Origin of the sequence: Halodesulfovibrio aestuarii DSM 17919 = ATCC 29578 (assembly GCF_000384815.1) — a bacterium.
GTDB classification, from domain to species: Bacteria; Desulfobacterota; Desulfovibrionia; order Desulfovibrionales; family Desulfovibrionaceae; genus Halodesulfovibrio; species Halodesulfovibrio aestuarii.
Window position 1 is genome coordinate 69,863 of the sequence record NZ_ARQF01000018.1, and the last position, 25,533, is coordinate 95,395.

Genomic DNA, 25,533 nt, shown 5'->3' on the forward strand with positions numbered 1-25,533 from the left:
TAAGAGGGTGTCAGAAAAGTCGAGTAGCATTACGATGATAAAAATTACACCAGAGAGGTGAAATTTAGAACTGATAATCCCAAAGGAGTACTGCGCGGTACGCATCACGAGTGTTGGAGGTTCCCCACACTTGAGGATCGACTTCTATGTGGATATATCCGAGGCGTAAAATTAAACTGAGATGTTCGTATACCTTAAACGTGGTTTCAGAATCAATTTCGATGAGCCAGTCTTTGGTAGTGAGATATGTTCCCCAATTGTTTCTGTACCCCCCTTGAAGCAGTTCAGGAGAGAAACGGTTGTTTTTGACGGCATCAGTGTTGTTTGTCCCACGCATATAGAGAAGCTTGCATGACGTGGATAAATCATCAGTGAAAGCAAGATCGTCAACAGTAAGCCCCAGTGTCCATCGGCCTGTGGCGTCTTGTATGAGCAATGCAGACTCTGTTGTTATCGCATACTTGTAGTACCCGAAGTCCGTAAGGCCCCACTGGTTAGTGATAAAGGGCATTCTGCCTGCACCGTCTTCATATGCGTTGTTACTATCACCGCTTCCCCACCAGCCTAGAATGCCAATGGTCATGAAGTTAAGTGCCCAATCCAATTCCCCTAATAGAACAGCTCCCTGTCTGCTTGCAGCATCGTTGCCGCCGTATAGTGTTCCCCACATGAGGTCGCTTTTTGCAATGAGGTTACAGGGGCTGTGATAACGCCCCGAAAATCCGGCCCAAAATGCCCATGGATTTCCGGAGAAGTTTGAGAATCCGTTCCATAGTCCAATATTGCCACCATCAACCCAGGCAATACCTAAAGGATCTCCTGAAACGTTTTTACCAAATTCAGTATAGGCAACATACGGTGTGAAGATATTGTCTTTCGGCGTATAAGAAAATGTTGCCGCAAAAATATCCATCGTCTCGTTTGAAAAAGCTGGGTCGGAGTTGGTATATGGCCTGCCCCAAATTACGGTGCCGTTTATTGTGTCTGTAAATTCGTATCCCAAGGTTACAGCGGCTATGTTGTCGTCAAGAATGATGGAGCCGCCAATCTGGTTAGGGAGAGAAGCAGAAATAAGACCGGCTCTTCCGTCCAGTGGTAGCTGATCGGGTTTAACATGAATGAACATGAACGTCGTTTGTATGTTGGCACCATCTGTGCCTATTTGTCCTCCTGCGAATTCGCCATATCCATTCCCTTCATCCACTCCCCAGTAGGTGTCTACTTCAAAGAGGGCCGTGCCGGAGACCTCTTCGTGCGGATTAATGTCGAACTGAAAGCGGTAATATTGGGCTGCTCGAAAATCGTTGTTGATTTCCTCTTCTGCGTAAGGAGAAGCAAATCCCAGCGTGGAACCAGTTGACCATTGGGTGAATACTTGTAATGTCCCAGAGGGGTGTATTTCCAATGCAACGCATGTATCCGCTATACACAGAAGTGATGCGGTAATGATACAGAGTTTAATGACGTATGAAATAGGATGTTTTTTCATGGCATAACATGTTGGGATTTAAATCTATCATTAAGCTATGTATCATGGGTAGTATTGGAAATGATATTTATCCCCATGTCACAATTGATTAGTCTAAAAGCAACAGTAGGATACAACTTAGAAAGATGGTACACGAGTAGCTATGGAACCTATCGATTTAAAGACGATTCCCGTTTCTCCGGGAGTATATTTATATAAGGACGCGCATGGGCGCGTTGTGTATGTGGGGAAGGCAAAGCATCTTCGTAAGCGAGTTGCCTCGTACTTTCGTCCGCTTGAAACTCAAACTCCCAAAACACGGGCGATGCTTCGGCAGGCACAGTCTATAACAACACTGATCACCACAACGGAAAAGGAAGCGCTGTTGCTTGAGGCGAGCCTCATTAAGAAACATCGCCCGAGATACAATATTCTGTTGCGGGATGATAAACAGTATGTGCTGTTTAAATTGAATAAGAAACATCGATGGCCCCGACTAACGCTCACCCGCAAGGTGCTTAAAGACGGCTCAAAATATTTTGGTCCGTTCACTTCGTCTCATTCAGCATGGGAAACTCTTAAAGCTGTTCATAAAGTATTCAAGTTGCGCAGGTGCTCAGACAGAGCATTTGCTAACAGAGTGCGACCTTGCCTGTATCATCATATAGGGCAGTGTCTTGCTCCATGCTGTCTGGAAATTTCTCACGATGATTATTCGGAGCAGGTACAGCGTGTAGAGCTGTTGCTTTCTGGAAAATCTAATGAACTTGTGGAGATACTCTCCGCAAAAATGTTCGCCGCTTCTGAGGCTATGGAATTTGAAACAGCCGCGCAGCTTCGTGATCAGATTAAGGCTATTGAATTGACGGTGGAGACGCAGGCTGCCGTAATCCCTACCGCACATGATGTGGATGTCATTGGTCTTGGTGAAACGGACAAAGGATTGGCTCTAGGCATTCTGTTTATTCGCGGCGGTATTCTTATCGACAAGAAATACTATTTTTGGGCAGGGCTTGGACTTGAAGAAGCGCCTGAACTACTTCAGTCTTTTGTTGCCCAGTATTATAGTGTGAACAGTTTTGTTCCGGCACGCGTTGTTGTCCCGTGGGGGAATGATGTGCTCGGAGATGAAACAAATATGGAGCCCCTTGCTGCCCATGCAGAGGCGCTGACAGAATTGCGTGGAATGCAGGTGCGAGTTGCTCCACCACGTAATGATACAGAAAGTAAGCTTGTGACCATGGCTACAGCAAACGCCATTGATGATTCAAGAAATAAGCGGAATATCAGCCCGCTTGCTATTCTGCAAAAACGGCTTGGTATGGCAGAAGAGCCGTATAGAACTGAAATTGTCGATGTGTCCCATACGTCGGGCAAAGACACCAGAGTGGGGATGGTTGTATTTGAAGGAGACTCACCTGCTAAGAGTGAGTATAGAACCTACGCTTTCACGGACGAAGAAGGTGGGGGAGACGACTATGGCGTATTGGCGCTATGGATGGAGCGGCGTCTGAATTCAGGGCCTCCCTGGCCGGATTTATTGTTGATAGATGGAGGTCGCGGACAGTTGAATGCTGTAGTGAGTGTTCTGGAAGCACACGGACAGGGTGATTTGTGTACTGTTATTTCCATTGCAAAAGCCCGTAAGGATGAATCCGGAAGAGCTGATAGACGCAAAGGAAATATTGAAGATAGAATTTTTCTTCCTGGGCGTTCCAACCCTCTTCAGTTAAAGGCGGGAGCTCCAGAATTATTGCTGTTGCAGCATATGCGTGATCTTTGTCACGACTATTCGATTGGCAGGCATAGAAAGGCGCGCTCAGGGCGGGCCTTGTCTGGTGAGCTTCAGCGTATTCCCGGCATCGGTCCATCGATGGCAAAAAAGTTGTGGGGGCACTACTCCTCTGTGAAGGAGATGGCAGAAGCATCCGTGGCCGACCTGATGCGAATTGATGGGGTCGGGAAGAAAAAAGCGGAAGCTATCCATGAAGGCCTTTCTGTTTTTAGAGGGTGATAATGCTTTTGGGGGAATAGTTAGCCTGAGTACTAAATGTTGTGGTGAATGTTTTACTTTGATTAATAACAGTTTTTCTTTCAGCTATCCTATGAAAATATTTTAATTAGTTGCAAAATCATACGGAAAAACGCTACAAAGTGGTTAGACCATTTGTAGCGGGATTAATAGAATAACCGATATTTGATAATAAATACAACAAAAATAGCTGGTTACGAAATAGGTTGAGTGTCGCTTAAAATGGCGTTATGTAAGTAATTATTTATATAATAAAATAAGATGCTATTTTTTAAGAAACTTTTGCCAAGATTATGGACGGAAACATTTTATTGGTGTATCTGAAAAAAAGCTTTATATTTAGGAGTTTGTATAGGGTGTTGCTTTAACAAGAACATGAGGGGGAGATTGTCACATTAGGCGTAGTGTGGCGATTTGAAAAAGCACATTGGTTTTACACGTTCTCATCTATGAAACCTTATATGGCGTATTAAGGTGTGTTAGAGCCGGGTGTGACTCCTCGTAGCAATGTGTAGGGAGAGTTATGATGCGTTCTGAGTTAACTAAGATTGTCCATGAACTAGTGTTAAACAGTCCAATTCCAGCAAAAGCACTAGCAAAAGAAATCGGCAAGCCGTATTCAACCTTGCTTCGCGAAGTGAATCCGTATGATGCCGGAGCTAAGTTGGGCGTTGAAACGTTAATGGACATAATGAAGAAGACTGGAAACATTGAACCATTAGAGTACATTGCTCAAGAAATGGGATTTGCAATTGTGAATCCACAACTTATGGAAGAGCCGAGTAATACTGCTAATCTTGCCGAAATCGCATAGCGAGTAATCACTAATGTGATAGGCTGAGGTTTTCAGTCTCTGCTAATCTTTAAGAGACTTGTAGTAATACAGGTCTCTTTTATTTTGGATAAAAAAAGCTTCTGATATTATCAGAAGCTTTTTGAATTTTTATTGGATGGAGCTTTTAATAATGCCACCGCCTAGCACGGTGAGATCTTTGTCATATACACAACATACTTGGCCACTTGCAGGAGGGGACTGCGGTTCATTGTACGTGACAATGAGCATATCGTCCTGTTCGCTGATGGTTACCGGAATAGGCTGTTGTCTGTAACGGGTTCGAACCAAAAGATTTTCCCCCCAGTGTTTTTTAGAAACAAGGTAATTCATGTTGCTTACGATACAGCCTGTTGAAAGAAGTTCTGCTTTAGGACCTACAAGAAGAACGTTTTTCTCAAGTTCCTTGCAGATCACGTAGAGCGGTTCTTTCCATGCAATACCAAGACCTTTGCGCTGGCCTTCCGTATACTGCCACAGCCCATTGTGTTTGCCGACAACAGTTCCGTCCGTTAACTCCATATTTCCGCCGGAACCAAGGGTGGCACCTCGGTTAATTAAAAAAGCGCGGTAGTCATCGTTTGGAACAAAGCAAATCTCCTGACTTTCACTTGGGTACGCAGGAGCAATTCCACGTTCTTCGAGTTCTGCTTTAATGTCTTCTTTTTTCTTTTTGCCAAGCGGGAAGAGTGCCTTTTTCAGCTGTTGCTTTGGTACAAGCGATAAAAAATAGCTTTGGTCCTTTTTAGGGTCGTGTCCTCGGGAAAGCGTACGCCCGTAAACCGGATGGTTTTCCAGAACAGCATAATGTCCCGTCGCAATCTGTTCCGCGCCAAGTTTTTCGGCCTCACGCAGCAGTGCTCCGAACTTCATGGTGGCATTGCATAACGCACACGGGTTCGGAGTACGTCCATGTATGTATTCATCCATAAATGGAGTAACAACAAATCGTTCAAATTCTTCGTGCAGATCAACAGCATGAAAAGGAATACCCAACGTTGCGCACATGGCACCAATAGCCTCTTCTCTTTCTTTGCATGGTGCAAGAAAGTGAGCATGGAGCGCAAAAATGTCGTATCCCTGTTCTTTCAATGTGAGCAGAGCGTACAAAGAATCTATTCCGCCGCTTACTGCAACTGCAATGGTCATAGCTATTCCTGAGCGTTTTTTTAATGCCTTCGGTGAACCGCAGGAGACAAATGTACCTTGTTAATAAACGAAGGGAAGCCTGCCGCACAGACTTCCCTTCAGTGTATCATAATTACGGGTCAGGCTTGGTTATTGTTATAGTCCTGCTGGTGCGCCGAGCTTTTCGGTATTTTTTTCAAGAAGCGAAGCAACTCCGTAAAGGGTCGCTTCGTCAAATTCTTTACCAAGAAGTTGGAGACCTACCGGCATATTGCTATCTGCTCCCAAACCTACTGGAAGGGACAAGCCCGGAAGTCCTGCAAGGTTGAGGGAGATTGTGTAGATATCCAGAAGGTACATCTTGAGCGGATCGCTGGTAAATTCTCCAACTTTCCAAGCTGTGACTGGTGACGCAGGGCCAACAAGCACATCACATTTTTCAAGAGCCTTCAGGTAGTCTTCGCGTATAAGGCGACGAACTTGTGCAGCTTTTTTGTAGTATGCATCGTAGTAGCCGGAGGAGAGCACGTAAGTGCCGAGCATAATGCGACGCTGCACTTCATCTCCGAAACCTTCGGAGCGGGACTTCACGTAGATGTCGAGCAGGTCTTCAGCATTATCGCTACGGTAACCGTACCGCACACCGTCAAAGCGCGCGAGGTTGGAGCTGGCTTCAGCCATGGCGATAATATAGTATGTCGCAATTGCGTAAGATGAATGCGGAAGCTCAACTTCAACGAGTTCTGCGCCGAGTTCTTCCAGTTTTGCAACGGCAGTTCGACATGCAGATTCGACTTCAGCATCCAGACCTTCAGCCCAGAATTCTTTAGGAAGACCTACTTTAAGACCTTTGAGGTCTTCGCGATGTAAGGCTGCAAGGTAGTTGTCCACAGGAACGTCCACACTTGTAGAATCTTTTTCATCATGTCCTGCAATAACCTGCAACATACGCGCATTATCTTCAACAGAACGGGTCATAGGACCTATTTGATCAAGAGAAGAGCCGTACGCAACCATGCCGCGACGGGAAACACGACCATAGGTCGGCTTGAGACCAACACAACCACAGAGGCTTGCTGGCTGACGGATAGAGCCGCCAGTGTCGGTACCGAGGGTGCCAAAAACCTGTGAGGCGGTGACAGATGCCGCAGAACCACCGGAAGAGCCACCTGGAACTTTATTCAGATCCCAAGGGTTCTTGGTAGCTTTGTAGGCAGAGCTTTCTGTGGAAGACCCCATGGCGAATTCGTCCATGTTTGTTTTTCCAAGAAGAACTGCGCCAGCTTCTTTAAGCTTTGCGATGGCAAATGCATCATAAAATGGCTCAAAGTTTTCAAGAATTTTAGAACCGCAGGTAGTTTTAGTTCCTTTGGTACAAAGGAGGTCCTTTACGGTAAGCGGAACGCCCCATAACGGCTTGCTTGCATCTGGACCTGCTTCATCCATGGCACGAGCTTGTTCGAGAGCTTCTTCAGCCTGAACGGAAATGAGTGCTTGAATGGACGGTTCAGTTTCTTCAATGCGTTTTAAGCACGCTTCTACTACTTCTGTAACAGTAAGCTCTTTTGCCAACAGCTGGGAGCGAATTTCACTCAGGGATTTTTCGTACAAAAATGACATGTGATAAAAACTCCGCTGTTAAACAATCTTAGGAACGATAAAGAACTGGCCATCTGTTTCCGGTGCGTTGGAAACAATGTCTTCGCGTGCAAAGCGTTTTTCCACTTTATCTTCACGTAAAGGCGTAGGCTGTTCTACGGGACTGTACAACGGTTCTGTACCGGCAGTGTCTAGCCCGTTCAGCGTGTCCATATATGAAAGAATATCTTCAAACTGGCCTGCAAACAGGCGCTGTTTTTCATCGTCGAGTTCAAGTCGGGCCAGCTTGGCAATTTGTGCTACCCGTTCAGGAGTAATACTCATAGAGGTGTCTCCGGTTATTGAGAAGTGGCTGGCGTAGTTTCAAAAGAGAACAAGCCGTATTTTTCAGCTTCGGCAGTTGTTATAGGTCGTGTACTGCTGGCTGCTGTTGCCTGCTGCCTGCGGTACTCTTCCAAAGAAATGCCGAGTTCTTCAGCTTTTTTTGTATCTGCTTCATCCATCATCATCTGGATACGTTCATCGTGGCGAATGCGCACGGTGTTAACGCGGTTTGAAAATGATTCTGGATTAACTGGTACAAAACCGTTTTTGGAAGGACGGAACAGAAATAAATTTTCAGTAGCGTTGCCATCTGCATCCCATGTGATTGGAGCAATACTCCAGTCCATATGTTGTGCTGAGGCGAGCTCTGCATTTACTGTATCGTCATCCCAGTCAGCAGGCATGGAGCCCATGCTTGCTGCGAGGCGGATAAAGTCATATCCAAGACCAACCCATGCATCCGGCTTACCAAGACCTGCGTCATCCATTTCCTCTACCAGCTGCTTGGAAGCATTTGTAGGAGTAAATGGATTCCAGATGCCTGGGAATACTGCTAGCTTGTAGTAGCGGGATTCCAGCTTTCTGCCAGCAGATAATCCTTGTTCCCATAATGCGGTGCCAAGGAAAACTGCACGGTCTTCCTGATGGAAAAAGAAATGTGGAATAATAGATTCCATATTCTTCCAGCTATCCGGAAGGAACACTGCCTGAAATGCCGGTTGGTATGGCATATCTTCATATTGGCCTGTGTTCATTTTGGCATACAACGGATTTTCTACATTCCCATTAACAGCTCGCAGTTCTTTGTTTTCCTGATCGCTTTTTATGAGAAGGTTTTTAACATTTTTTGACCAGCCTTGGGGGTCTTTCGGTGCGTAGCTTGCTGTCAGAACAGAGGATTGTGTCTGTTGTTGTGCAAGTTCTGCAAATAGTTGCGCCATATGTTTACCATAATTTTCATTAGGGTAGAGCGCCGCAAACTTATTAATGCCTAGATCAAACTGTGCAAAGTTAAGCAATGTTTGAACCTGATCTTTAGGGCTGGAGAAGAATCTCCAAGCATCGTTACCTTCTGTTCCTGCAGGAAGAGAGGAAAGGAAGCTGAAGAACGCATGTTTTTCTGTAAGATCACGCTCGTAGATTCTACGGAAAATTTCTTTTCGAAGCGGACCGCCTACAATGGTGAAACCTTCCGGCAGAGCCGCAAGTTCCTGCTCCCACGTCGGGGATTCGGTATTAATAACTTTAAGTGCAAAGTTATACCCGTTGTTGGTGAGTTGCCAGTGTGCAATACCGGCACCGCGAAGAATTTTCCAGCCGATGTTTCCGTACGGTCCGGTAAGCGGTAATGCCAGTGCAATGCCTTGTGTCGGTTCACCGAATTCCTGTTGCAATGGGGCCAGCACAGAGTCGATAATAGTCGGGTCTGCCAGCTTTCCCAGTGTACGAAGACGCTCGATAGCCGCCCACGCAGACGGCCAATTCTGCTTATCTCCGGCAGCGCGATGCGCTTTTTCCAGCAGGATAAGAGAGTACGGGTACGTAATCTCGTTTTCCGGAGTTAGGAAACCGGAAAGGGTTGCAAGCAACTGGGCATCGGCATCTTTTAATTCTGAAAAAAGACGACGTTCCAGCGCAGCTCTGTATTTAGTATTGGGTGCCTTAGCATACAGGCTTTCAAGGGATGTAAGCGCCGCGCCTGTATTCCCTTTTTTCCATTCAACTCCGGCAAGGAGAAGGGCTGCGTTTGCACGCAAACCCCAAGGTTTTGATGTATTGTTGTAGGTGGACTCAAGAATGGTAAGGGCTTTGTTTTGTGGAAGTTGCTTAACTGCCAATACCCATGCGTCCTGCCATTCTGTGGTGTCAATTGCATTGGGTTGGCTGGCCTGCCACTTGTCCAGAGCCTGTAACCCAAGGAATGCTTTACCACTTTTAATGGTGCTGAGCGCAAAGTAGCGCCATGCACTGCGTTTTTCTGGTTCAGACAAATTCTTTTTTTGCAGAAGCCTGTCAAAAAGCGAACTGGCTGAGATGTAGTCTCCGCTGTCATAGGCAGCACGAGCCTGCTTATACAGCTGTTGCTCTGCGCCTCTTGGAGAAGTGGCTTGTGGAGTTACAATCACTTGTTTTCCACAGCCGGAAAGAGAAGCCACAGTAAGTGCCATAACCATGAGTGTAATAGTTACACCGCGTAAAGAAAGAGAAGATGTATATTTCATAGCATAATACCGTATAAAAAATGGCCTGATCCGCATAAGTGCGAATCAGGCCAAGGTAATCATATCAACCAGCAATTGCAAGAGCATGATGCGGGTAAGCGGTGTTATTACCCCTTGCCGGTAATTTTGTAATTATTTTACTTCAGTGTAGTCAGCATCAACGACGTCTTCGTCGTCTTTTTTCTGCTGAGCACCCGCTCCAGCGTCTGCGCCGCCGCCGCAAGTGCCGCCTGCACATCCACCTTCAGCACCCTGAGCCTGCTGTGCGTAAAGCTGTTCAGCAAGTTTGTGGGATGCCTGAGAAAGCTCTTCAGTAGCAGCTTTTACAGCGTCTACGTCGATTGTTTCAGCTTCGAGCAGCTTTTTAAGTGCTTCTGCTTTGCCTTCGAGTTCAGCTTTCAGATCAGCGTCAAGTTTATCACCAAGCTCATTAACTGATTTTTCAGTTGTGTAGATAAGGGTGTCAGCCTGGTTACGAACTTCGATCGCTTCCTGCTTTTTCTTATCTTCATCAGCGTGTGCTTCTGCTTCTTTAACGAGGTTTTCAATTTCTTCGTCAGAGAGACCGGAAGAAGCGGTGATGCGGATAGACTGTTCTTTACCGGTACCAAGGTCTTTCGCGGATACGCTTACGATACCGTTAGCATCGATGTCGAAAGTTACTTCGATCTGCGGAACACCGCGTGGAGCTGCTGGAATACCAGTCAGTTCGAAACGACCGAGAGTCATGTTGTCACTGGCCATTGGGCGTTCACCCTGCAGTACGTGAATAGATACTGAAGGCTGGTTGTCAGCAGCAGTGGTAAAGGTCTGAGACTTCTTGGTAGGGATAGTGGTGTTACGCTCGATGAGCTTAGTAGCCACGCCGCCAAGAGTTTCAATACCAAGGGACAGAGGAGAAACGTCGAGGAGAAGAACGTCCTTAACGTCACCTGCAAGGATACCACCCTGAATTGCTGCACCCATGGATACAACTTCGTCCGGGTTAACAGAGCGGTTAGGCTCTTTACCGAAGAAGTCGGAAACAACTTTCTGTACGAGAGGCATACGGGTCATACCACCGACGAGGATTACTTCGTCAATGTCGCCTGCTTTGAGACCTGCGTCAGCAAGAGCTTTCTGGCAAGGGCCTTGAGTGCGTTTTACAAGATCACCAACAAGGGTTTCAAGTTTAGCACGGGAAAGCTTAAGCATAAGGTGCTTAGGGCCAGTCTGGTCTGCAGTGATAAACGGCAGGTTGATTTCTGATTCCATGGAAGTGGAAAGGTCTTTCTTTGCTTTTTCTGCTGCTTCTTTAAGACGCTGCAGAGCCATACGGTCAGTAGAAAGATCAAGGCCTGCATTTTCGTTTTTGAACTCTTCAACAAGGTAGTTGATGATTGCGAGGTCAAAATCTTCACCGCCGAGGAAGGTGTCACCGTTAGTTGCAAGTACTTCAACAACGTTGTCGCCAACTTCGAGGATAGAGATATCGAAAGTACCGCCGCCAAGGTCGAATACTGCGATTTTTTCGTTTGCTTTTTTATCGAGACCGTATGCAAGGGAAGCTGCAGTAGGTTCGTTAATGATACGTTTAACTTCAAGACCGGCAATTTTACCTGCGTCTTTAGTAGCCTGACGCTGGGAGTCGTTGAAGTATGCTGGAACAGTAATAACTGCTTCAGTTACTGCTTCACCGAGGTATGCTTCAGCATCAGCTTTAAGTTTACCAAGTACCATAGCAGATACTTCGGCAGGGGAGTAACTACGGCCTTCAACTTCAACATAAGCTTCGCCGTTTTTACCCTCTACGATTTTGTAAGGAGAGTGGTCAGCCCAACGTTTTACTTCCGGGGTGTTAAACTGACGACCAACAAGGCGTTTAATTGCGAATATAGTACGCTCAGGGTTGGTTACAGCCTGACGTTTAGCAATGTCGCCAACGAGACGCTCTTTATCGGTGAAACCTACAATAGAAGGTGTAGTACGACCACCCTCTGGGTTGGTTACGCACTTAGGATCTTTACCTTCCATGATGTAGACACAAGAGTTAGTTGTGCCGAGGTCGATACCAATAATTTTACCCATGTTTAAACCTCCTCATGAGAAAACTCTCACGAATATTATCTTAAATTATAAAGAACCAGAGTAATCTGGCTTTTAGTCTTTGATGTTCCAAAATTTAAGCACGTTTTTTTTGCGGGCAAGGGGCACTTGTTATTTTTTTTTACCAAAGTTGATGTGTCAGTTGCTGTTATTCATGCTTTGTTGGTGAAAATGTTTTTAGAATCAGTGTGTTACGCGTTTTGCTGTATGTGGTAAAAAAAACTCAAAAAGTTGAGAAAAGATTACTGGACAGCCAAGTGACGATGACGTTTTATTCTATTTTGAATAAATGAAAAATGGCTGCCGATAAAAATCGGCAGCCATAGAAATCTAAATAATGCGTGAAGCGCAAGATATTGTTGTAGCGAATTATTTGCCGCCGGAAACAATAACTTTTGCAGGACGTAAGAGGCGTTCTTTAAGTTTGTAACCACGTTGCATTATTTGTTTAACGTGACCCTCAGGTACATCTTCACAGTTTTCCTGACCAACGGCTTCATGGACTTCAGGGTTGAATTCGTCATTTACATTGCCAAGCGGGCAAAGACCGTGTCGCTCGATAGCTTCAAGGAGGAGCTTCTGGGTCATTTCAACGCCGATGAGCATATTCTCACAACCTTCAAGGTTGCGGCCGTAGTCAATAGCAAGCTGGAGATTGTCCAGAGTAGGGAGCAAGTCGCTCAGCACAGATTCTGTTGCATACTTGAACTGTTCTTCACGTTCTCGCTGGAGACGTTTTTTGAAATTTTCCATTTCTGCAAGGCAGCGGAGGCGAACTTCTTCAGCATCCTGCATGGTGTTACAGTCAGGGCATACGCGTTCTTTTGAAAGTTGCTGCAACTCTTCGTCAGAGATTACAATTTCAGAAGTCTGTTCCTGTTCTGTGTTTTCTGCTGTTTCTTCTGGTTTCACAGTATCTTCACCCATTCTGCTAGCTCCTTATATCCTTATGCTGCTTTACAGTAATAGTAAAAGCAGTGACGAATTATTAGTGCAAATATATTTTTCCCAAACGTACGTTGTTCGGGTTTCAGACAACGTTGTATGCTTTTTCAGTATACATTATTGAGACGCAAGTTCCCACATATCCTAGCACATCGTGAACAGACGGGTAACAACGAGGTAACTACCTGTCAAGATGCGGGGTTGCGTATGTTATCTGTCTTGTTTGTTAATGTCTTGAAATTATTTAATTAAAATTGAAATGTGTTTGCATAATATTTTCAACCGATATTGTGCAAGCGAGTGCTGTTGAACCACGAGGCTCGTAGAGCATGTGAGGTGAGTCGTTCTATATTTCATGTTTCTTTTTTCTGTGAATAAGAAAAAGGCTGTCCAATGCATATGGACAGCCTTTTGTTTTTTAATGTCAGCTTCAATATTACGTGGCTGATTTATACGTTATTTGAAAAGATTCTTTAATCCTTTCTCCAGTTGTTTAAGTGGGTTTTCGTCTTTGTTTTCTTTGTTGAGCAACGTCTTGGCGATGTCTTCCACTGAAGATCCGAGGAAGCGTTTCATATCAACTTTGTAATTTGGCTTTGAGAGTTTGCCACTGATGACCACAGGGATAACAGGGACGTTATCAAATTTAAGGTCAGCCTTATAGTGGATCGAGTCTGATGCAAGGTTTGCGAAACCGCTGCCGTTTGCGTTCAGTTCAGTTGCTTTCATGATGAAGTCGTTGTTGGAGATACGTCCGTTTTTAGCGAACAATGTGCCACGGATAACCTGATATGGTTGTGCGGTAAGTGAGCTTTTCACTTTTTTCTGCAGGGAACCTTCCAGAAGCTCAAGGGTTCCCGGAGGAAGAATTTTCAGGCCTGTCAGGGTGCCGTCAGTTGCGTTGAATGTGGCTTTACCGTTCAGTGTACTGCTCACTGTTTCCTGTGTAGTTCCATATGCGGAAAGGGATGCATTAACAAAGAGCTTACCGCTTGCGTATTCGGTTCCGGTAAATGTTTTTGTAATGTTCGCCAGATTCATTTTATCTGTAGTCAGCGTAATAGATGATACAGGCAGGGCACCACGTAAATCGGTTTTAAGTGTACTGGCTACATCACCTTCAAAGACGCGGAATTGAAGAGGGTTAATTGTGATAACACCGTCTTTGCCTTTTCCCAGCGCTTTTATATTTGAGATTGTAAGGTCGTTTACAAGCAGTTTGTTGATGGTAATATCAACATTTGCATTCAGTTTAGCAAGAGTCTTCGGTGCAACCGCTTTGGCAATATTTTGTTCAGCCTTGAGCTCGACATTAGTGCTACGAGCTTTGATTCTTGGCGAGGTGGCACTTGTTTTTGATTTAGTTGTGTCGTCAGAAGTCTCAGTGCGTTCTTTAAACAACTTACCAAGTGCGATGTATGGATCAAGGTTCAGGTGTTCTGCATTTAGACGCAGACGCAGTTGCGGTTTATTCCCGAAGTAGTACTGGAAATCTCCATTAAGCGGATGTCCTTCGAGGCTGCCCTGAATATCGTTGAGAGCAATGTTGTCCGGAATCAGTTTGAGCTGCATGGAAAGAATGAGCTCTGAATTGTTGTTAGCAGGTTGTGGTGAAGAAATACCAAGTGCCTTAGCAATTTTCCTGTAGTCGGCATGAAGGTTCAGATGGCCTGTAACATCTAATTCATTAGAGTACGCCACGTTACCTGTGAGGTTTACTACAGTATTGTATGCGGAGAGTTCGCCTTTATGTACAGTGATAGACTGGTCTTTAAGCTGCGCTGTAAGAGCTGTGCGGGCATGGATGCTTGCCTGTTCTCCCGGTACATCTTTGCCTTTCGGTTCAAGTGTTATATCAATATTTGTTACGTCAACAGTGCTAAGGTCTTCGGAAGGCGTTGCTTCAAGAGTCATCGAGAATGGAGACTCAATGGCCGGTTTTTGTGCCACAGCTATTCCGTTAACATTTAAGGTGAAAGATTCACCTGCACGGAATGCAGAAGAAGCAAGTGAAAGATCTTTAATAGAATACTTCTGTTCCTTGCGTTGATTTTCGTACGTGATGTTGGTGTCGGTAACTGACAGTGATTCAATAAGCAGAGCGGCAAGAGCCATGGATTCTGTTTGTGTTGCTTTAGGCTTTGGTGATTTTATAATAGAACCGTGATGCTTTGTTTTGTCTGGAGCAGACTTTGGCGGCGCGAATGTCCAGTTGTTCACACCCTTTTTATTCTCAATAAGATTAAGTGTTAAGCCATTCAGAACAACGTCTGAAAATTCAATCTTGCGGAAAAAGAGTGGCAGAACTTTAACGCTGGCTTTAGCCTGTGTGACAGACGCAAAAGCTTCGTCAGGAAATCCTTTCGGATTATTCATGGAGACTTCGCCAAGGCTTATACCGAACCACGGGAAAAAGGTAAGGGAGATATCACCGTTAAAAGTGAGTTCCCTGCCGGTGGCGTCGTATACTGCACTGGAAATTTCCTGTTTGTAGTCGTTAGGGTCGACAAGGGTTGTGAGGGATATAGCTGCAATAACCAGTAGGGTTATGAGCGTGCCTGCGACTGCCAGAATAATTTTAGCTATCAGATTCATAGTGGAGCTCTCTTGTTGTTGGAGAAGATAGCGGGATTCAACTTTATTAATATATTCAGTAACATTACGTAAAAAATTCTACAAACATTATGGCATGATATATGATATGTATTGTGTGTATGTGTCAAATCTGTATAACATGCTGACAATAAAGTGCTTTTTCGCACTGGTGGGTAATGCAAAAAATAGGTACACACTTCGTTATGAATAATACAGTCACTACATCCATTACGCCAGCTCTTATGTTGCAAGGTACTAGTTCCAATGCAGGAAAAAGCGTACTTACTGCCGCCCTTTGTCGCATTTTATTGCAGGATGGGTTTTCCGTAGCTCCATTTAAGGCACAGAATATGGCGCTTAATTCTTTTGTAACACCCAATGGTGAAGAGATAGGCCGTGCGCAAGCTGTACAGGCTGCAGCATGTCGACTTGAACCTGACGTGCGGATGAACCCTGTGTTGTTGAAGCCTTCGTCTGATACAGGCTCTCAAGTTATTGTATTGGGTAAGCCTGTGGCAAATATGCGGGTGAAAGAATACATGAACTATAAGGCAACCGCCTTTCGACATGTCCAGACAGCCTATGATTCTATTGCAGCAGAGCACGATGTTATGGTGCTTGAAGGTGCCGGAAGTCCTGCGGAAATAAACTTGAAGGCGCATGATATCGTCAATATGCAGATGGCACGGTACGCACGGGCAAAAGTATTGCTCGTGGGTGATATCGATAGAGGAGGTGTTTTTGCATCTCTCGTAGGAACAATGGAGCTTTTGGATACATGGGAAAAAGATTTAGTTGCAGGCTTTATCCTTAACCGCTTCCGTGGTGACGTAACATTACTTGATTCTGCCCTCGAATTTACAACAAACCGAACAAACAAGCCGTTCTTTGGTGTAGTGCCATACCTGATGCAGTTAGGACTCCCTGAAGAAGATTCTGTCACATTCAAGGAAGCAATAGGACGTCAGTTTCCGCTACGCGATGATGCTCTTGATATCGTGCTGCTTGATCTTCCACATATTGCTAACTTTACAGATGTAGATGCGTTCAGCATTGAACCGGATGTTGCGTTGCGCGTGGTAAACTCCATTGAGCAGATCGGTAATCCAGACTGTATTATTATTCCCGGTTCTAAAAATACACCGGGTGACCTTCTCTGGTTGCACAAAAGTGGATTAGGTGCAGCCGTAAAGAATTTTGCAGAAGCCGGTGGTGTTGTTACAGGTATCTGCGGTGGTTTCCAAATGCTTGGCGATACAGTGTCAGATCCTGCATCGATCGAGTACGTGGAACAAGCTTCAAGCACAAAAGATACTAGTATACACGCCACACAACAGGGGCTTGGATTATTGCCATTGCGCACTGTAATGGGGGAAGAAAAAGTTCTTACCAGAGTTACAGGTACGCATGTGCCAACGGGGAATACTGTAACTGGATATGAAATTCATCACGGTGTGACAGAAGCAGCAGGGTCTCAAAAAATGCAGTCTGCAATTGCACGCGAAGATGGAACAATCATCGGGTACGGCTTAGCAGACAGCCATAGTTTCCAAAGTGTATGGGGAACGTACCTGCATGGTGTATTTGATAACGACGAGTTTCGTAGAGCGTTCCTCAACGATCTTCGAATCCGTAAAGGGCTTTCTCCGTTGCAGGGAGTGCAAGCCTCTTTTTCTATTGATCCGGCTCTGGACAGGCTTGCCTACACAGTGCGTGAGGCGCTTGATATGAAAAAAGTCTATGAAGTTCTTGGTCTGTAGAGACACTGCCACACAAAGCTATCGCACATAAAAATAGAAAATTTGTACATCACTCCACGTTGTACCCCTTGGGTAGGACTGCTCATTGTGTATGGTAACCCGAAAAGTAGAGTAAATTTTTAGGGTACGGAGGATGTATGACCATATCAAGTCAGCGAACAATTCATAGGTATGTTGGTGACGGCGCACAAGATAAGTGGCCAGTGCTGTTCAGGTTTCTTGAACCAGAGCATGTGAAGGCAATCAGGACATCAGTTGATGGAGTGGATATCCCGTTGGTGTACGGAGCGGAATATTCCGTTGAAGTGCTGGAAGGGGGTGGTGGCCGTTGTGTGGCCGCGTTGGCGCAGGATGAACAGATTACACTGTTTCTTGATGTACCTTTGACGCAGGAAACAGACTTGCGGAATGCTGGGAAGTTGAGTGCTGAAGCTATTGAACGGATGTCTGACAAGCTGACGCTTGCGTTGCAGCAGCAACGGGAAGATTTAGAACGATGTGTACAGGTTCCTACAACGTCTTCGGCAACGCCGGAGCAATTAATGCAGGAACTGACCGACTCGGCTTCGACTGCTGTGAGTGCAAAGGAAGAACTGACCGTCATTAAAGAACAGACGTTGCAGCTTAAGAACGAAAGCGCAGCGCAAGTTGGTCTGGCTGCGTCAGAGGTGGTAAAGGCGCAGGAGGTGGTGTCTGATGCAGCGGTGTTGGTTTCAGATGCACAGAGTTTGATTAAAAGTGCACAGAATTTGATAGAACAGGCCACTGGTGATTCCGGGAATACAGCTGTTGAAGAATTGCTAAGCGGCATGGTTATTCCGTTTAACGGAACAGTGAATAGCGCAGGACATCCCGTAAGCAGAATGACCGGTGCGGAAGATGTGAAGTATGCGTTGTGTGATGGACGAACTTACGCGGCGCCAGATGGAGCATTTGTGGTTACACCGGATTTGCGTGACAAATTTATTGCCGGTGCAGGTAAGGTCTATGCGCAGGGTGAAACTGGCGGCTCAAATACCGTAGAGCTGACCGTGGCACAGCTACCAGCGCACTCACATTCTATTCGTGCGTATAAGAATGATGGCACAACAACATATAACGATTTAATGACATCTGCCCGTACTACCACGGCAGAGCGAAATGTTAGCGAAAGCGGTGGGTCGGAACCGCATGAAAACCGTCCGCCATTTTATGCTTTGGCGTATTTGATGAAGCTATAGCGGTAACTGTGGCACTGGTTATTGTTGACGGACAGTGCGCTAAAGAAATGTACTGAAAGCAGGGGGGATTCCCCCTGCTTTTTTATGTATTGAAATTTATTTGTGGAAGATTGCGTGGCTTCCCCGTTTTCGCCATGTTTTCCAAGGACTATTAAGAGTGCCGTTTGAATAGACAGTGTAATCGTCGTTCTTATGAAGGATGTAGTTGAAGACAGCCATGTCGTTGAGTTTTTCTGTGATGTTTAATCGTTCCATCTCGGAACAGGCAGTTTTTAGAAGTGAAAGAACATCTGGCTTACGTCCTCCGATGATTCCGCAGTTTCGAATAGGCTTGGCCGCAAATTCTGGAAACTGTCGGCCATAAATTGTCTGAAATTGCTCCAGCATCCATGGATTTTGACCAATGGAATTTACTTCCCCTCCTACGAACAGGGAGTAAGAGTAGCGTTCTCTCCATACTGTTCTTTGGCTGGTCAGGAACTCACGCATTGATGATATATTGCGGGTGGCATTGAGTAGGCGTGATGTGTCAAAGTAGTCCCATATGTTGCGGCGGAGTATGAGGTTGGCGGGGTTTTTGTTAAACCATGCGTCGGAAATATCTACAATGAATGCGGTGCGGCAGTCAGGCAGGACGTCAAGTAAATCGCGCGCTGCAAAAAATCGTTCGTCTGCGATGGTGAACTTTCCCGGTGAATAGGGGACAAAATGTAGGCTGCCTGTGTGATGTGACGGTGTGCTTAATGAAAAAATAAGACGGCATTTGTCCATGAATTTATCAGACAATCCATCGTGAAGAATTACCATATTCAGCCCGAGTCGAATGGCACTGTGGAACCAGTCTGCAATGTAATCAAATGATGCGGGCTGAACAGAGATATTGTGTTGTGGATGTATTTTTTGAGTGAAATAGGCACCGATGACAATATCTTTACAGGTTAGCACGTGGTTCAGTGTTCTGGCTTGTTCTGGCGTACATTGAAGTTCGCCTGAGTTCGTAGCGGACGGAAAAGGGTGGTCAGCAATACGGGCTGCCTGCATTATCTTGCTCCTTCTTTCAAACCTATGATGCCCCGTTTCCCCAGTTGGCGAATAAATTGGCTCACTGCAACCCGGGCTTCTTCCGGATGCAGTTGGTAGGTTTTGGAAAGCTCTGTTGCGATTCCCTGTACGGAGCGTTTGTCGTTAATCAACGACCAGCAGAACGTCCCGAGCTCGTCGAGTTCAAGGCGTTTTTTTTGTTCAGGAGGGGCATGACCAAACGCTGTGGTAAATTTGCTGAACCACGGGCGCATGCGGAGTGGGAAGGACAAGGTAACGGTTTTTGCTGAGCGGTTGACTTCTTCAACCAGCAAATTACGGACAGGTACACAGGCCATTGCCTTTTGCATAGACAACGCCTGTGTGACCTGTTGATTTTTTTTTCTAGTCGACTTCCACATGGGTGCAAATAGATTCCAAAAACGAACTTGATATTGGGGCGTTCGACCGTATTTGTACGGTAACGAGCTTGTTTTGACCCTCTGCAATCCACGCTGCACCCCGAATATGTTGCTGGTGACCCAGCCCTGAAGAACGGAATATGCGTTTCATGAAAGAAGGTTCCTCTACATGCTCCCAATGATAACGTTTTTTTGCTCCCGTGGGGAGTATGGATTTATCTTTGCGGAAGTTTTCTAATGGCAAGTTGTACTTAGCGTGCAACCATCTACGGAATGGTTTACCTTCCAGAACTACGTTGGCAGGCCCCAGCCGCGTGATGCAGATGGTTGATGCTCCGGATTGTAGCTCAAGAATAAATTCACCCGGTTTAAATGAATGGCGCACGAGAGTGGAACCAGCAGGAAGAGCACAGCGTAATCCGAACATACTGAATGTCACGGGTTCATCAGCCTTGGTGACAGTTAGCGAGGCAAGAATTTGCCGGATAACGTCCGTGTACTGATCGATTGGTGCGTGAACCTGAAGTACCAGAATTGTTTTTGAAGGAGAATGGATGCAGATAGCACCACTGCCTTTTGCATGTGAGAAGGGCTGAACTTTCAGTAAGGGTTGTAGCGTATCTGTGATAGATTTCCACTGCTTTGTGATAGCACTTTGTTCAGTGCTAAACCCTTTCAGTCGTTTCAGTTGACGGGTAATGTCGCCTTCTTTTTTTGGCAGCGAAGTAGAGTCGGAAACTCTATGCCATTTGATTTCCAGCGCTGGATGTGAGTTACGAGAAAAAAGAAGATAACGCTGCTCAATTGCAGCAGGAATCCAGTTGTCAGGCATGGTCAGCGTAATGCCGTTCCATGCGGTGGGACTACCGGATATCTCCGATTGGGGGTCCATGCATTTTTCCTTAGTTATAGTTGCACAACGATACTTACAGACAAAAATCGGATGCAGAATGCATTCTGCAATCCCTTCAGGACAGTCTAGTTGGTATCTTCCCGCAGGGCGGGTACCGTGAATCTAAAAATAGTCTTCATTGGTCTGATTGCCGATATATCATTAATCTGATTTTTTGAGGACTACTTACATATTTGAACTACTTCTGAATCGTGGTCAAGCATATTTATCGAGTTGTGTGCTATTGTGTGTTGTATCAACAGCATTCTCAAATTCTTTGTGTAATATCTGATGGTTACGGAGGCTGTTGTGGTGCAGCGATGGAGTGCTTGTTTGTAGTGTGGTTAGTAATGTTGCTTTGTAATGTACCAGTTGTCGTAACTTTTTTACCGTAGAATATTCAGGTTACAATGCATTACGGAATAGCAGATTATGATACCGCACAGGAGAAGTTATGCGTGCATTTTTGCTTTATTTTATCGCTTTCATTCTTATCTATGTCTATAACGGTAGAATCTGTCCTTTTGTGTCCACATTGTCTGCGCAGGAGATAGGTTTTGTTGTCTTTGTCCCGCTTGCTATTTCCTATTTTTTTCGGACAGTTTTGTATGCAAAGTTTATTAAAAAGCAGAAGCTTGATGTGCAGGCAGTCGCAATAGGGTGGGGAGATTTTTTACTGTTTGTTGCGTCTGGGCTTAGCATAGTTTTGTTTAACCGAATTGTGTATGGCTTTCCGTTTTTTGAGAGTGGGCTTAAAATCTTCTTGGGTGCGTTAACCATAGGCTTTTTTGTATCTGTGGATCTTGCTCTGGAACATAATCGCAAGGTTATGCGGGTGGCGGGCAATATGGAATGGACGTATGCGCTGCCGCAGGTTTATTATCCCATCACAACAAAATTTTTTCTATTTGGAACAATAACTGTACTCTTGTTTGCCTCGTTGGTTGTTGCTGTTATCGCACGCGATCTATATTTGCTTGGTTCCATGTCGGTTCAGGTTAGTAAAGTACACATTCTGCTTACCCGAAAATCTATTATTGTAGACGTCGTTTTTATTATGGTTGTGCTCCTCGGTTTTATTGTCAATCTCCTATACTCGTACTCTCTCAATTTACGTATGTTGTTTAAAAGTCAGACCGGGGTGCTGGAGCGGGTGAGCCGGGGAGATATGGATGATTTTGTGCCCGTAATGACTTCTGATGAATTTGGAATAATAGCCGGACACACCAATACGATGATTACCGGTTTGCGTGATCGTATCCGGATGATGGAAGGGCTTAAGGTTGCAGCAGAAATGCAACAGGCGCTCTTTCCTAAAAAGCAGGTCAAATTCACTGGGGTTGATATCGCAGCTTCATCTGTTTTTAGTGACGAAACCGGGGGAGATTTTTTTGATTTTTTGGAAAAACTCGGGCCCGAAAAGAATGAAATGGTGGTTGTGCTTGGTGATGTGACAGGCCATGGTATTGGTGCTGCCCTTCTTATGGCATCCACACGGGCATATCTTCGGATGCAGGCAGAGTATGAATATTCTCCGTCGGATCTCCTTGCTAATGCTAACAGGCTGCTCGCGTATGACAGTTATGGTACTGGGCGTTTCGTAACGCTGTTTTGTCTGCATATTGCTGGAGAAAACTGTGCTATGAAATGGGCAAGTGCAGGACATGACCCGGCAATTATTTATGATCCAGAAAAATCAGAGTTTCGGGAACTGAAGGCGCACGGTCTGCCTCTCGGAGTATTGCCTGATTCAGAGTATGAAGAAGTTTGCTGCGATACACTTCGTTCCGGTAATGTGCTGGTTATTGGAACAGATGGCATTTGGGAAGCGCTGGCTCCTGACGGTGAGATGTTTGGCAAGGAGCGTTTAAAGGAAGTTGTTCGTATGAATCATGATAAGCCTGCGACAGAAATTTTGCATGCAGTAGTAGATGCGGTGAAGGTGTTTCAGGATGGTGAGCCACAGTTGGATGACATTACGATTGTAATACTGAAAGCTGAGTGATTGATATTAGGAGAATAAACGCCCCATGATGGATTGTGGTACACAATCAGCATGGGGCGTTTTTTGTAAGTTGTAGGCTGTTAATAGGTTTGCACTGGAGAGGTTCCTTCGCGCATTGGAGCGTTAAGTAGGTAGTTTTGATTGTAGTTAGAATTTGATTGTTGCGGTGAGCGGTAACCTTTTGGCATTCGTTTTGTGCTTTTCTGCATAGGTTGGCCACTTTTCATTTCTTGAAGTTTGTGCAGAAGCATTTCGCGTTCAGTAATATCCAGACAGAAACGTCTTTTGAGAATAGCTCGCTGTTTTTTAAGGTTTTTCATGAGTGCGCAGCGTACATTTTCTCTTTTTATTTCAATGGTAGCGAGGACTTCTGGAGGGGTAGTTGAAATACGTTTTAATTCGGCATGCTTTTGTTTGAGCCTTGTGAGTTCATCAAACATGGGTTGGTTCTGAATTGAGAACTCATAAAGTGTCATCATAAGCTGCATGCGCTGTTCCTGTGTCAACTGCGCTGCTCGAATTTTTGCACACATAGGGCAACGGGATGCTTTATGCAAAAAGTTCATTTGAGTATAAGGAACACCCTGCTGCTGCATCTGCATTTCTGGTGTGTAATGTTTGGTGATGCCGTTTGGGGAAGTATAATACCTAGGGGTTGCGTTAGTCTGGTTGCTGGCAACAGCAGAAGATATTGGTTGTATTTGCGGAGTTGTTCCTTGCTGCATCACGCTATAATCTTGTGTTGATGTTTCCTCAGCCAGAACGGCCTGTGGTGCAAAAAAAACCACTGCGCAAAATATAAGAATACTAATCTTTACCACTCTCATGGTAGAAACTCCTCAAAGTTGTGTGTTTCGAATCTAAGACCCTAAAGAGAGTAAAGCGCATTTTCGGTTTGTATTAAAAGTATTATCGGCTCATTCCACTACCGTTTAGCTATTAAATACCAAGGCTCAACGAAGTAACAAAAGGTAGGCGGCCCGTCGGTATTTCACACTTGTCAGAGTTAGACTTTACAGACAGAATGGCGTATGTAAGCACGTTCAACAAGTTACGAAAATAATGGGGCTGTAATCATACTTATGAGTGCGGCTTCTTACATGTACTAGACTTTTACAGGAGGAGTGCCGGAAACGGCCGTCCGATACTATATGGCGAAACTGGATAACATTCGAAATTTCAGCATTATTGCACACATTGATCATGGTAAATCTACTCTTGCGGACCGTATTCTTGAAATTACCGGTCTGGTAAGCGAGAGAGACCAACGTGAGCAATATCTTGACCGCATGGATCTCGAGCGTGAGCGCGGCATTACCATCAAGGCACAGGCGGTACGTATTCCGTACAAGGCAAAGAACGGCGAAGAATACGTTTTGAACCTTATTGATACTCCGGGTCACGTTGACTTTGGCTACGAAGTATCTCGCTCTCTTGCAGCTTGTGAAGGCTCTTTGCTTGTTGTGGACTCAACTCAGGGGGTAGAAGCGCAGACACTTGCTAACGTTTATCTGGCACTGGATCATGATCACGAAATCATTCCTGTGCTGAACAAGATTGATCTTCCAAGTGCTGATGTTGATCGGGTTTCTTCTGAAATTGAAGAAAGTATCGGTCTTGATTCGACCGAGGCCGTTGGCGTAAGCGCTAAAACAGGCCTGAACGTGGATCAGGTGCTTGAAGCTATCGTAAATCGTCTCCCTGCTCCTAAAGGGGATAGGGACGCACCTCTTAAAGCCCTCATCTTTGACTCCTGGTATGATTCATATCAGGGCGTTATTGTTATGTTTCGTATAATTGATGGTTCCGTGAAAAAAGGCGATAAAATTCGTCTCATGGCGACTAAAAAGGACTACGAAGTCACACGAGTTGGCGTATTCAGTCCTGAAATGATTGATATGAAGGAATTGTCTGCCGGTGAAGTAGGATTCCTTTGCGCGACCATTAAAGAGCTGGGCGATGCAAAAGTTGGTGACACCATTACGCTTGCCAACAACCCGGCAAGCGGCGCAATTGCCGGATTTAAAGAAGTACAGCCAATGGTTTACTGCGGCCTGTATCCTTCTGAATCTCAGGATTATGAGAACCTTAAGTACGCACTCGAAAAATTACAGTTAAACGACGCTGCGTTCCAGTATGAAGCAGAGACCTCTCAGGCTCTTGGTTTTGGTTTCCGCTGTGGCTTCCTTGGGCTGTTGCACATGGAAATTATTCAGGAACGTATTGAGCGTGAGTTTAATATTGATCTTATCGCAACTGCGCCTTCAGTAATCTACAAGGTTAAAACGGTCGACGGTGCTACCATTGAAGTGGACAACCCGGCAAAGCTGCCGGATCCTACTAAGACAGAAGCATTGTACGAACCATTTATTCGCTGTGAAATTCATGTTCCGGACGAATATGTTGGTAACGTACTTAAATTATGTGAGGAGAAACGTGGTATTCAGAAGGATATGAAATATCTGACCACAAATCGTGTTATCATCACATATGAATTGCCGTTTGCTGAAATTGTGTACGATTTCTTTGACAAATTAAAGTCTTACACTAAAGGCTACGCTTCGATGGATTACGAGATTATCGATTACCGTGAAGCAAATCTTGTTAAACTGGATATGCTTATTAACGGTGATCCTGTAGATGCCCTTGCAACGATCGTCCATAAAGACAATGCATACCATCAGGGCCGTGCTGTTGCTTTGAAGTTAAAGCGCAGCATTCCTCGTCAGCTGTATGAAGTTGTCATACAGGCTGCTATCGGGCAGAAAATTATTGCTAGAGAGCGTAACGCGCCGTTGCGTAAAAACGTTACCGCGAAATGTTACGGTGGTGACATTTCCCGTAAGAGAAAACTGCTCGAAAAGCAGAAGGCTGGTAAGAAACGCATGAAACGTATGGGCAACATTGAATTGCCACAGGAAGCGTTCCTTGCTGCTCTTAAAATTGGTGACGATTAGATGAGACTGCCCGTGCCGCGGGCTAAC

At 45.2% G+C, this 25,533-nt stretch carries 18 protein-coding genes; 6 read left to right on the plus strand and 12 right to left on the minus strand.

Annotated features, from left to right (window positions below):
• Nucleotides 1-64: 64 nt before the first annotated feature.
• A complete protein-coding gene (locus F461_RS0103320) occupies nucleotides 65-1,489 on the minus strand; it encodes an outer membrane homotrimeric porin (protein WP_019999736.1) in 1,425 nt (474 codons plus the stop codon).
• Between the two features lie 142 nt (nucleotides 1,490-1,631).
• Between F461_RS0103320 and uvrC the strand changes: the two genes are divergently transcribed.
• Complete coding sequence (uvrC, locus tag F461_RS0103325; protein WP_019999737.1) at nucleotides 1,632-3,482, plus strand: excinuclease ABC subunit UvrC; 1,851 nt, start codon at nucleotides 1,632-1,634, stop codon at nucleotides 3,480-3,482.
• Between the two features lie 544 nt (nucleotides 3,483-4,026).
• Nucleotides 4,027-4,314, plus strand: coding sequence for a phage regulatory CII family protein (locus F461_RS16950; protein WP_019999738.1), 288 nt, complete (start codon nucleotides 4,027-4,029; stop codon nucleotides 4,312-4,314).
• A gap of 129 nt (nucleotides 4,315-4,443) precedes the next feature.
• Here the strand turns inward: F461_RS16950 and mnmA are convergent, their stop codons facing one another.
• From mnmA to F461_RS0103365, 7 genes are all read right to left on the minus strand, one after another.
• Complete coding sequence (mnmA, locus tag F461_RS0103335) at nucleotides 4,444-5,481, minus strand: tRNA 2-thiouridine(34) synthase MnmA (RefSeq protein WP_019999739.1); 1,038 nt, start codon at nucleotides 5,479-5,481, stop codon at nucleotides 4,444-4,446.
• 135 nt (nucleotides 5,482-5,616) lie between these two features.
• Complete coding sequence (gene gatA, locus F461_RS0103340) at nucleotides 5,617-7,080, minus strand: Asp-tRNA(Asn)/Glu-tRNA(Gln) amidotransferase subunit GatA (protein WP_019999740.1); 1,464 nt, start codon at nucleotides 7,078-7,080, stop codon at nucleotides 5,617-5,619.
• An 18-nt stretch (nucleotides 7,081-7,098) separates the two neighbouring features.
• Nucleotides 7,099-7,383, minus strand: coding sequence for an Asp-tRNA(Asn)/Glu-tRNA(Gln) amidotransferase subunit GatC (gene gatC / locus F461_RS0103345; protein ID WP_019999741.1), 285 nt, complete (start codon nucleotides 7,381-7,383; stop codon nucleotides 7,099-7,101).
• 14 nt (nucleotides 7,384-7,397) lie between these two features.
• Nucleotides 7,398-9,605 carry a penicillin-binding protein activator gene (locus tag F461_RS16955; protein ID WP_019999742.1) on the minus strand — a complete coding sequence of 736 codons (2,208 nt, stop codon included), beginning with the start codon at nucleotides 9,603-9,605 and terminating at the stop codon, nucleotides 7,398-7,400.
• A gap of 132 nt (nucleotides 9,606-9,737) precedes the next feature.
• Nucleotides 9,738-11,672 (minus strand): molecular chaperone DnaK, encoded by a 1,935-nt coding sequence (gene dnaK, locus F461_RS0103355; RefSeq protein ID WP_019999743.1) that lies wholly within the window; start codon nucleotides 11,670-11,672, stop codon nucleotides 9,738-9,740.
• Between the two features lie 387 nt (nucleotides 11,673-12,059).
• Entirely contained in the window at nucleotides 12,060-12,617 is a 558-nt protein-coding gene (locus F461_RS0103360) for a nucleotide exchange factor GrpE (protein ID WP_019999744.1), read from the minus strand.
• Nucleotides 12,618-13,091: 474 nt separating this feature from the next.
• Nucleotides 13,092-15,230: an AsmA family protein gene (locus F461_RS0103365; protein WP_019999745.1), complete on the minus strand. Its 2,139-nt coding sequence runs from the start codon at nucleotides 15,228-15,230 to the stop codon at nucleotides 13,092-13,094.
• A 203-nt stretch (nucleotides 15,231-15,433) separates the two neighbouring features.
• Between F461_RS0103365 and F461_RS0103370 the strand changes: the two genes are divergently transcribed.
• A complete protein-coding gene (locus F461_RS0103370; protein ID WP_034606056.1) occupies nucleotides 15,434-16,990 on the plus strand; it encodes a cobyric acid synthase in 1,557 nt (518 codons plus the stop codon).
• Between the two features lie 137 nt (nucleotides 16,991-17,127).
• On the plus strand, nucleotides 17,128-18,210 hold the full coding sequence (locus F461_RS18470) for a hypothetical protein (RefSeq protein WP_019999747.1): 1,083 nt from the start codon (nucleotides 17,128-17,130) through the stop codon (nucleotides 18,208-18,210).
• Nucleotides 18,211-18,306: 96 nt separating this feature from the next.
• Here the strand turns inward: F461_RS18470 and F461_RS0103385 are convergent, their stop codons facing one another.
• The 3 genes from F461_RS0103385 to F461_RS0103395 are packed head-to-tail and all read right to left on the minus strand — an operon-like array spanning nucleotide 18,307 to nucleotide 20,544.
• Nucleotides 18,307-19,251 (minus strand): hypothetical protein, encoded by a 945-nt coding sequence (locus F461_RS0103385; RefSeq protein WP_019999748.1) that lies wholly within the window; start codon nucleotides 19,249-19,251, stop codon nucleotides 18,307-18,309.
• Nucleotides 19,251-19,601: a PqqD family protein gene (locus F461_RS0103390; RefSeq protein ID WP_019999749.1), complete on the minus strand. Its 351-nt coding sequence runs from the start codon at nucleotides 19,599-19,601 to the stop codon at nucleotides 19,251-19,253. The genes F461_RS0103385 and F461_RS0103390 overlap by 1 nt, the downstream gene beginning before the upstream one ends.
• Nucleotides 19,602-19,635: 34 nt before the next feature.
• A complete protein-coding gene (locus F461_RS0103395; RefSeq protein WP_019999750.1) occupies nucleotides 19,636-20,544 on the minus strand; it encodes a hypothetical protein in 909 nt (302 codons plus the stop codon).
• A 454-nt stretch (nucleotides 20,545-20,998) separates the two neighbouring features.
• On the opposite strand from F461_RS0103395, the gene F461_RS18475 reads away from it, so the two are divergent.
• Nucleotides 20,999-22,549, plus strand: coding sequence for a PP2C family protein-serine/threonine phosphatase (locus F461_RS18475; protein WP_019999751.1), 1,551 nt, complete (start codon nucleotides 20,999-21,001; stop codon nucleotides 22,547-22,549).
• A gap of 80 nt (nucleotides 22,550-22,629) precedes the next feature.
• Here F461_RS18475 and F461_RS0103405 read toward each other — a convergent pair whose 3' ends face one another.
• The gene (locus F461_RS0103405; protein WP_019999752.1) at nucleotides 22,630-23,376 is read right to left on the minus strand and encodes a hypothetical protein; all 747 of its coding nucleotides are present in this window, start codon (nucleotides 23,374-23,376) and stop codon (nucleotides 22,630-22,632) included.
• 324 nt (nucleotides 23,377-23,700) lie between these two features.
• Between F461_RS0103405 and lepA the strand changes: the two genes are divergently transcribed.
• Entirely contained in the window at nucleotides 23,701-25,506 is a 1,806-nt protein-coding gene (gene lepA / locus F461_RS0103410) for a translation elongation factor 4 (RefSeq protein ID WP_019999753.1), read from the plus strand.
• Nucleotides 25,507-25,533 lie beyond the last annotated feature (27 nt).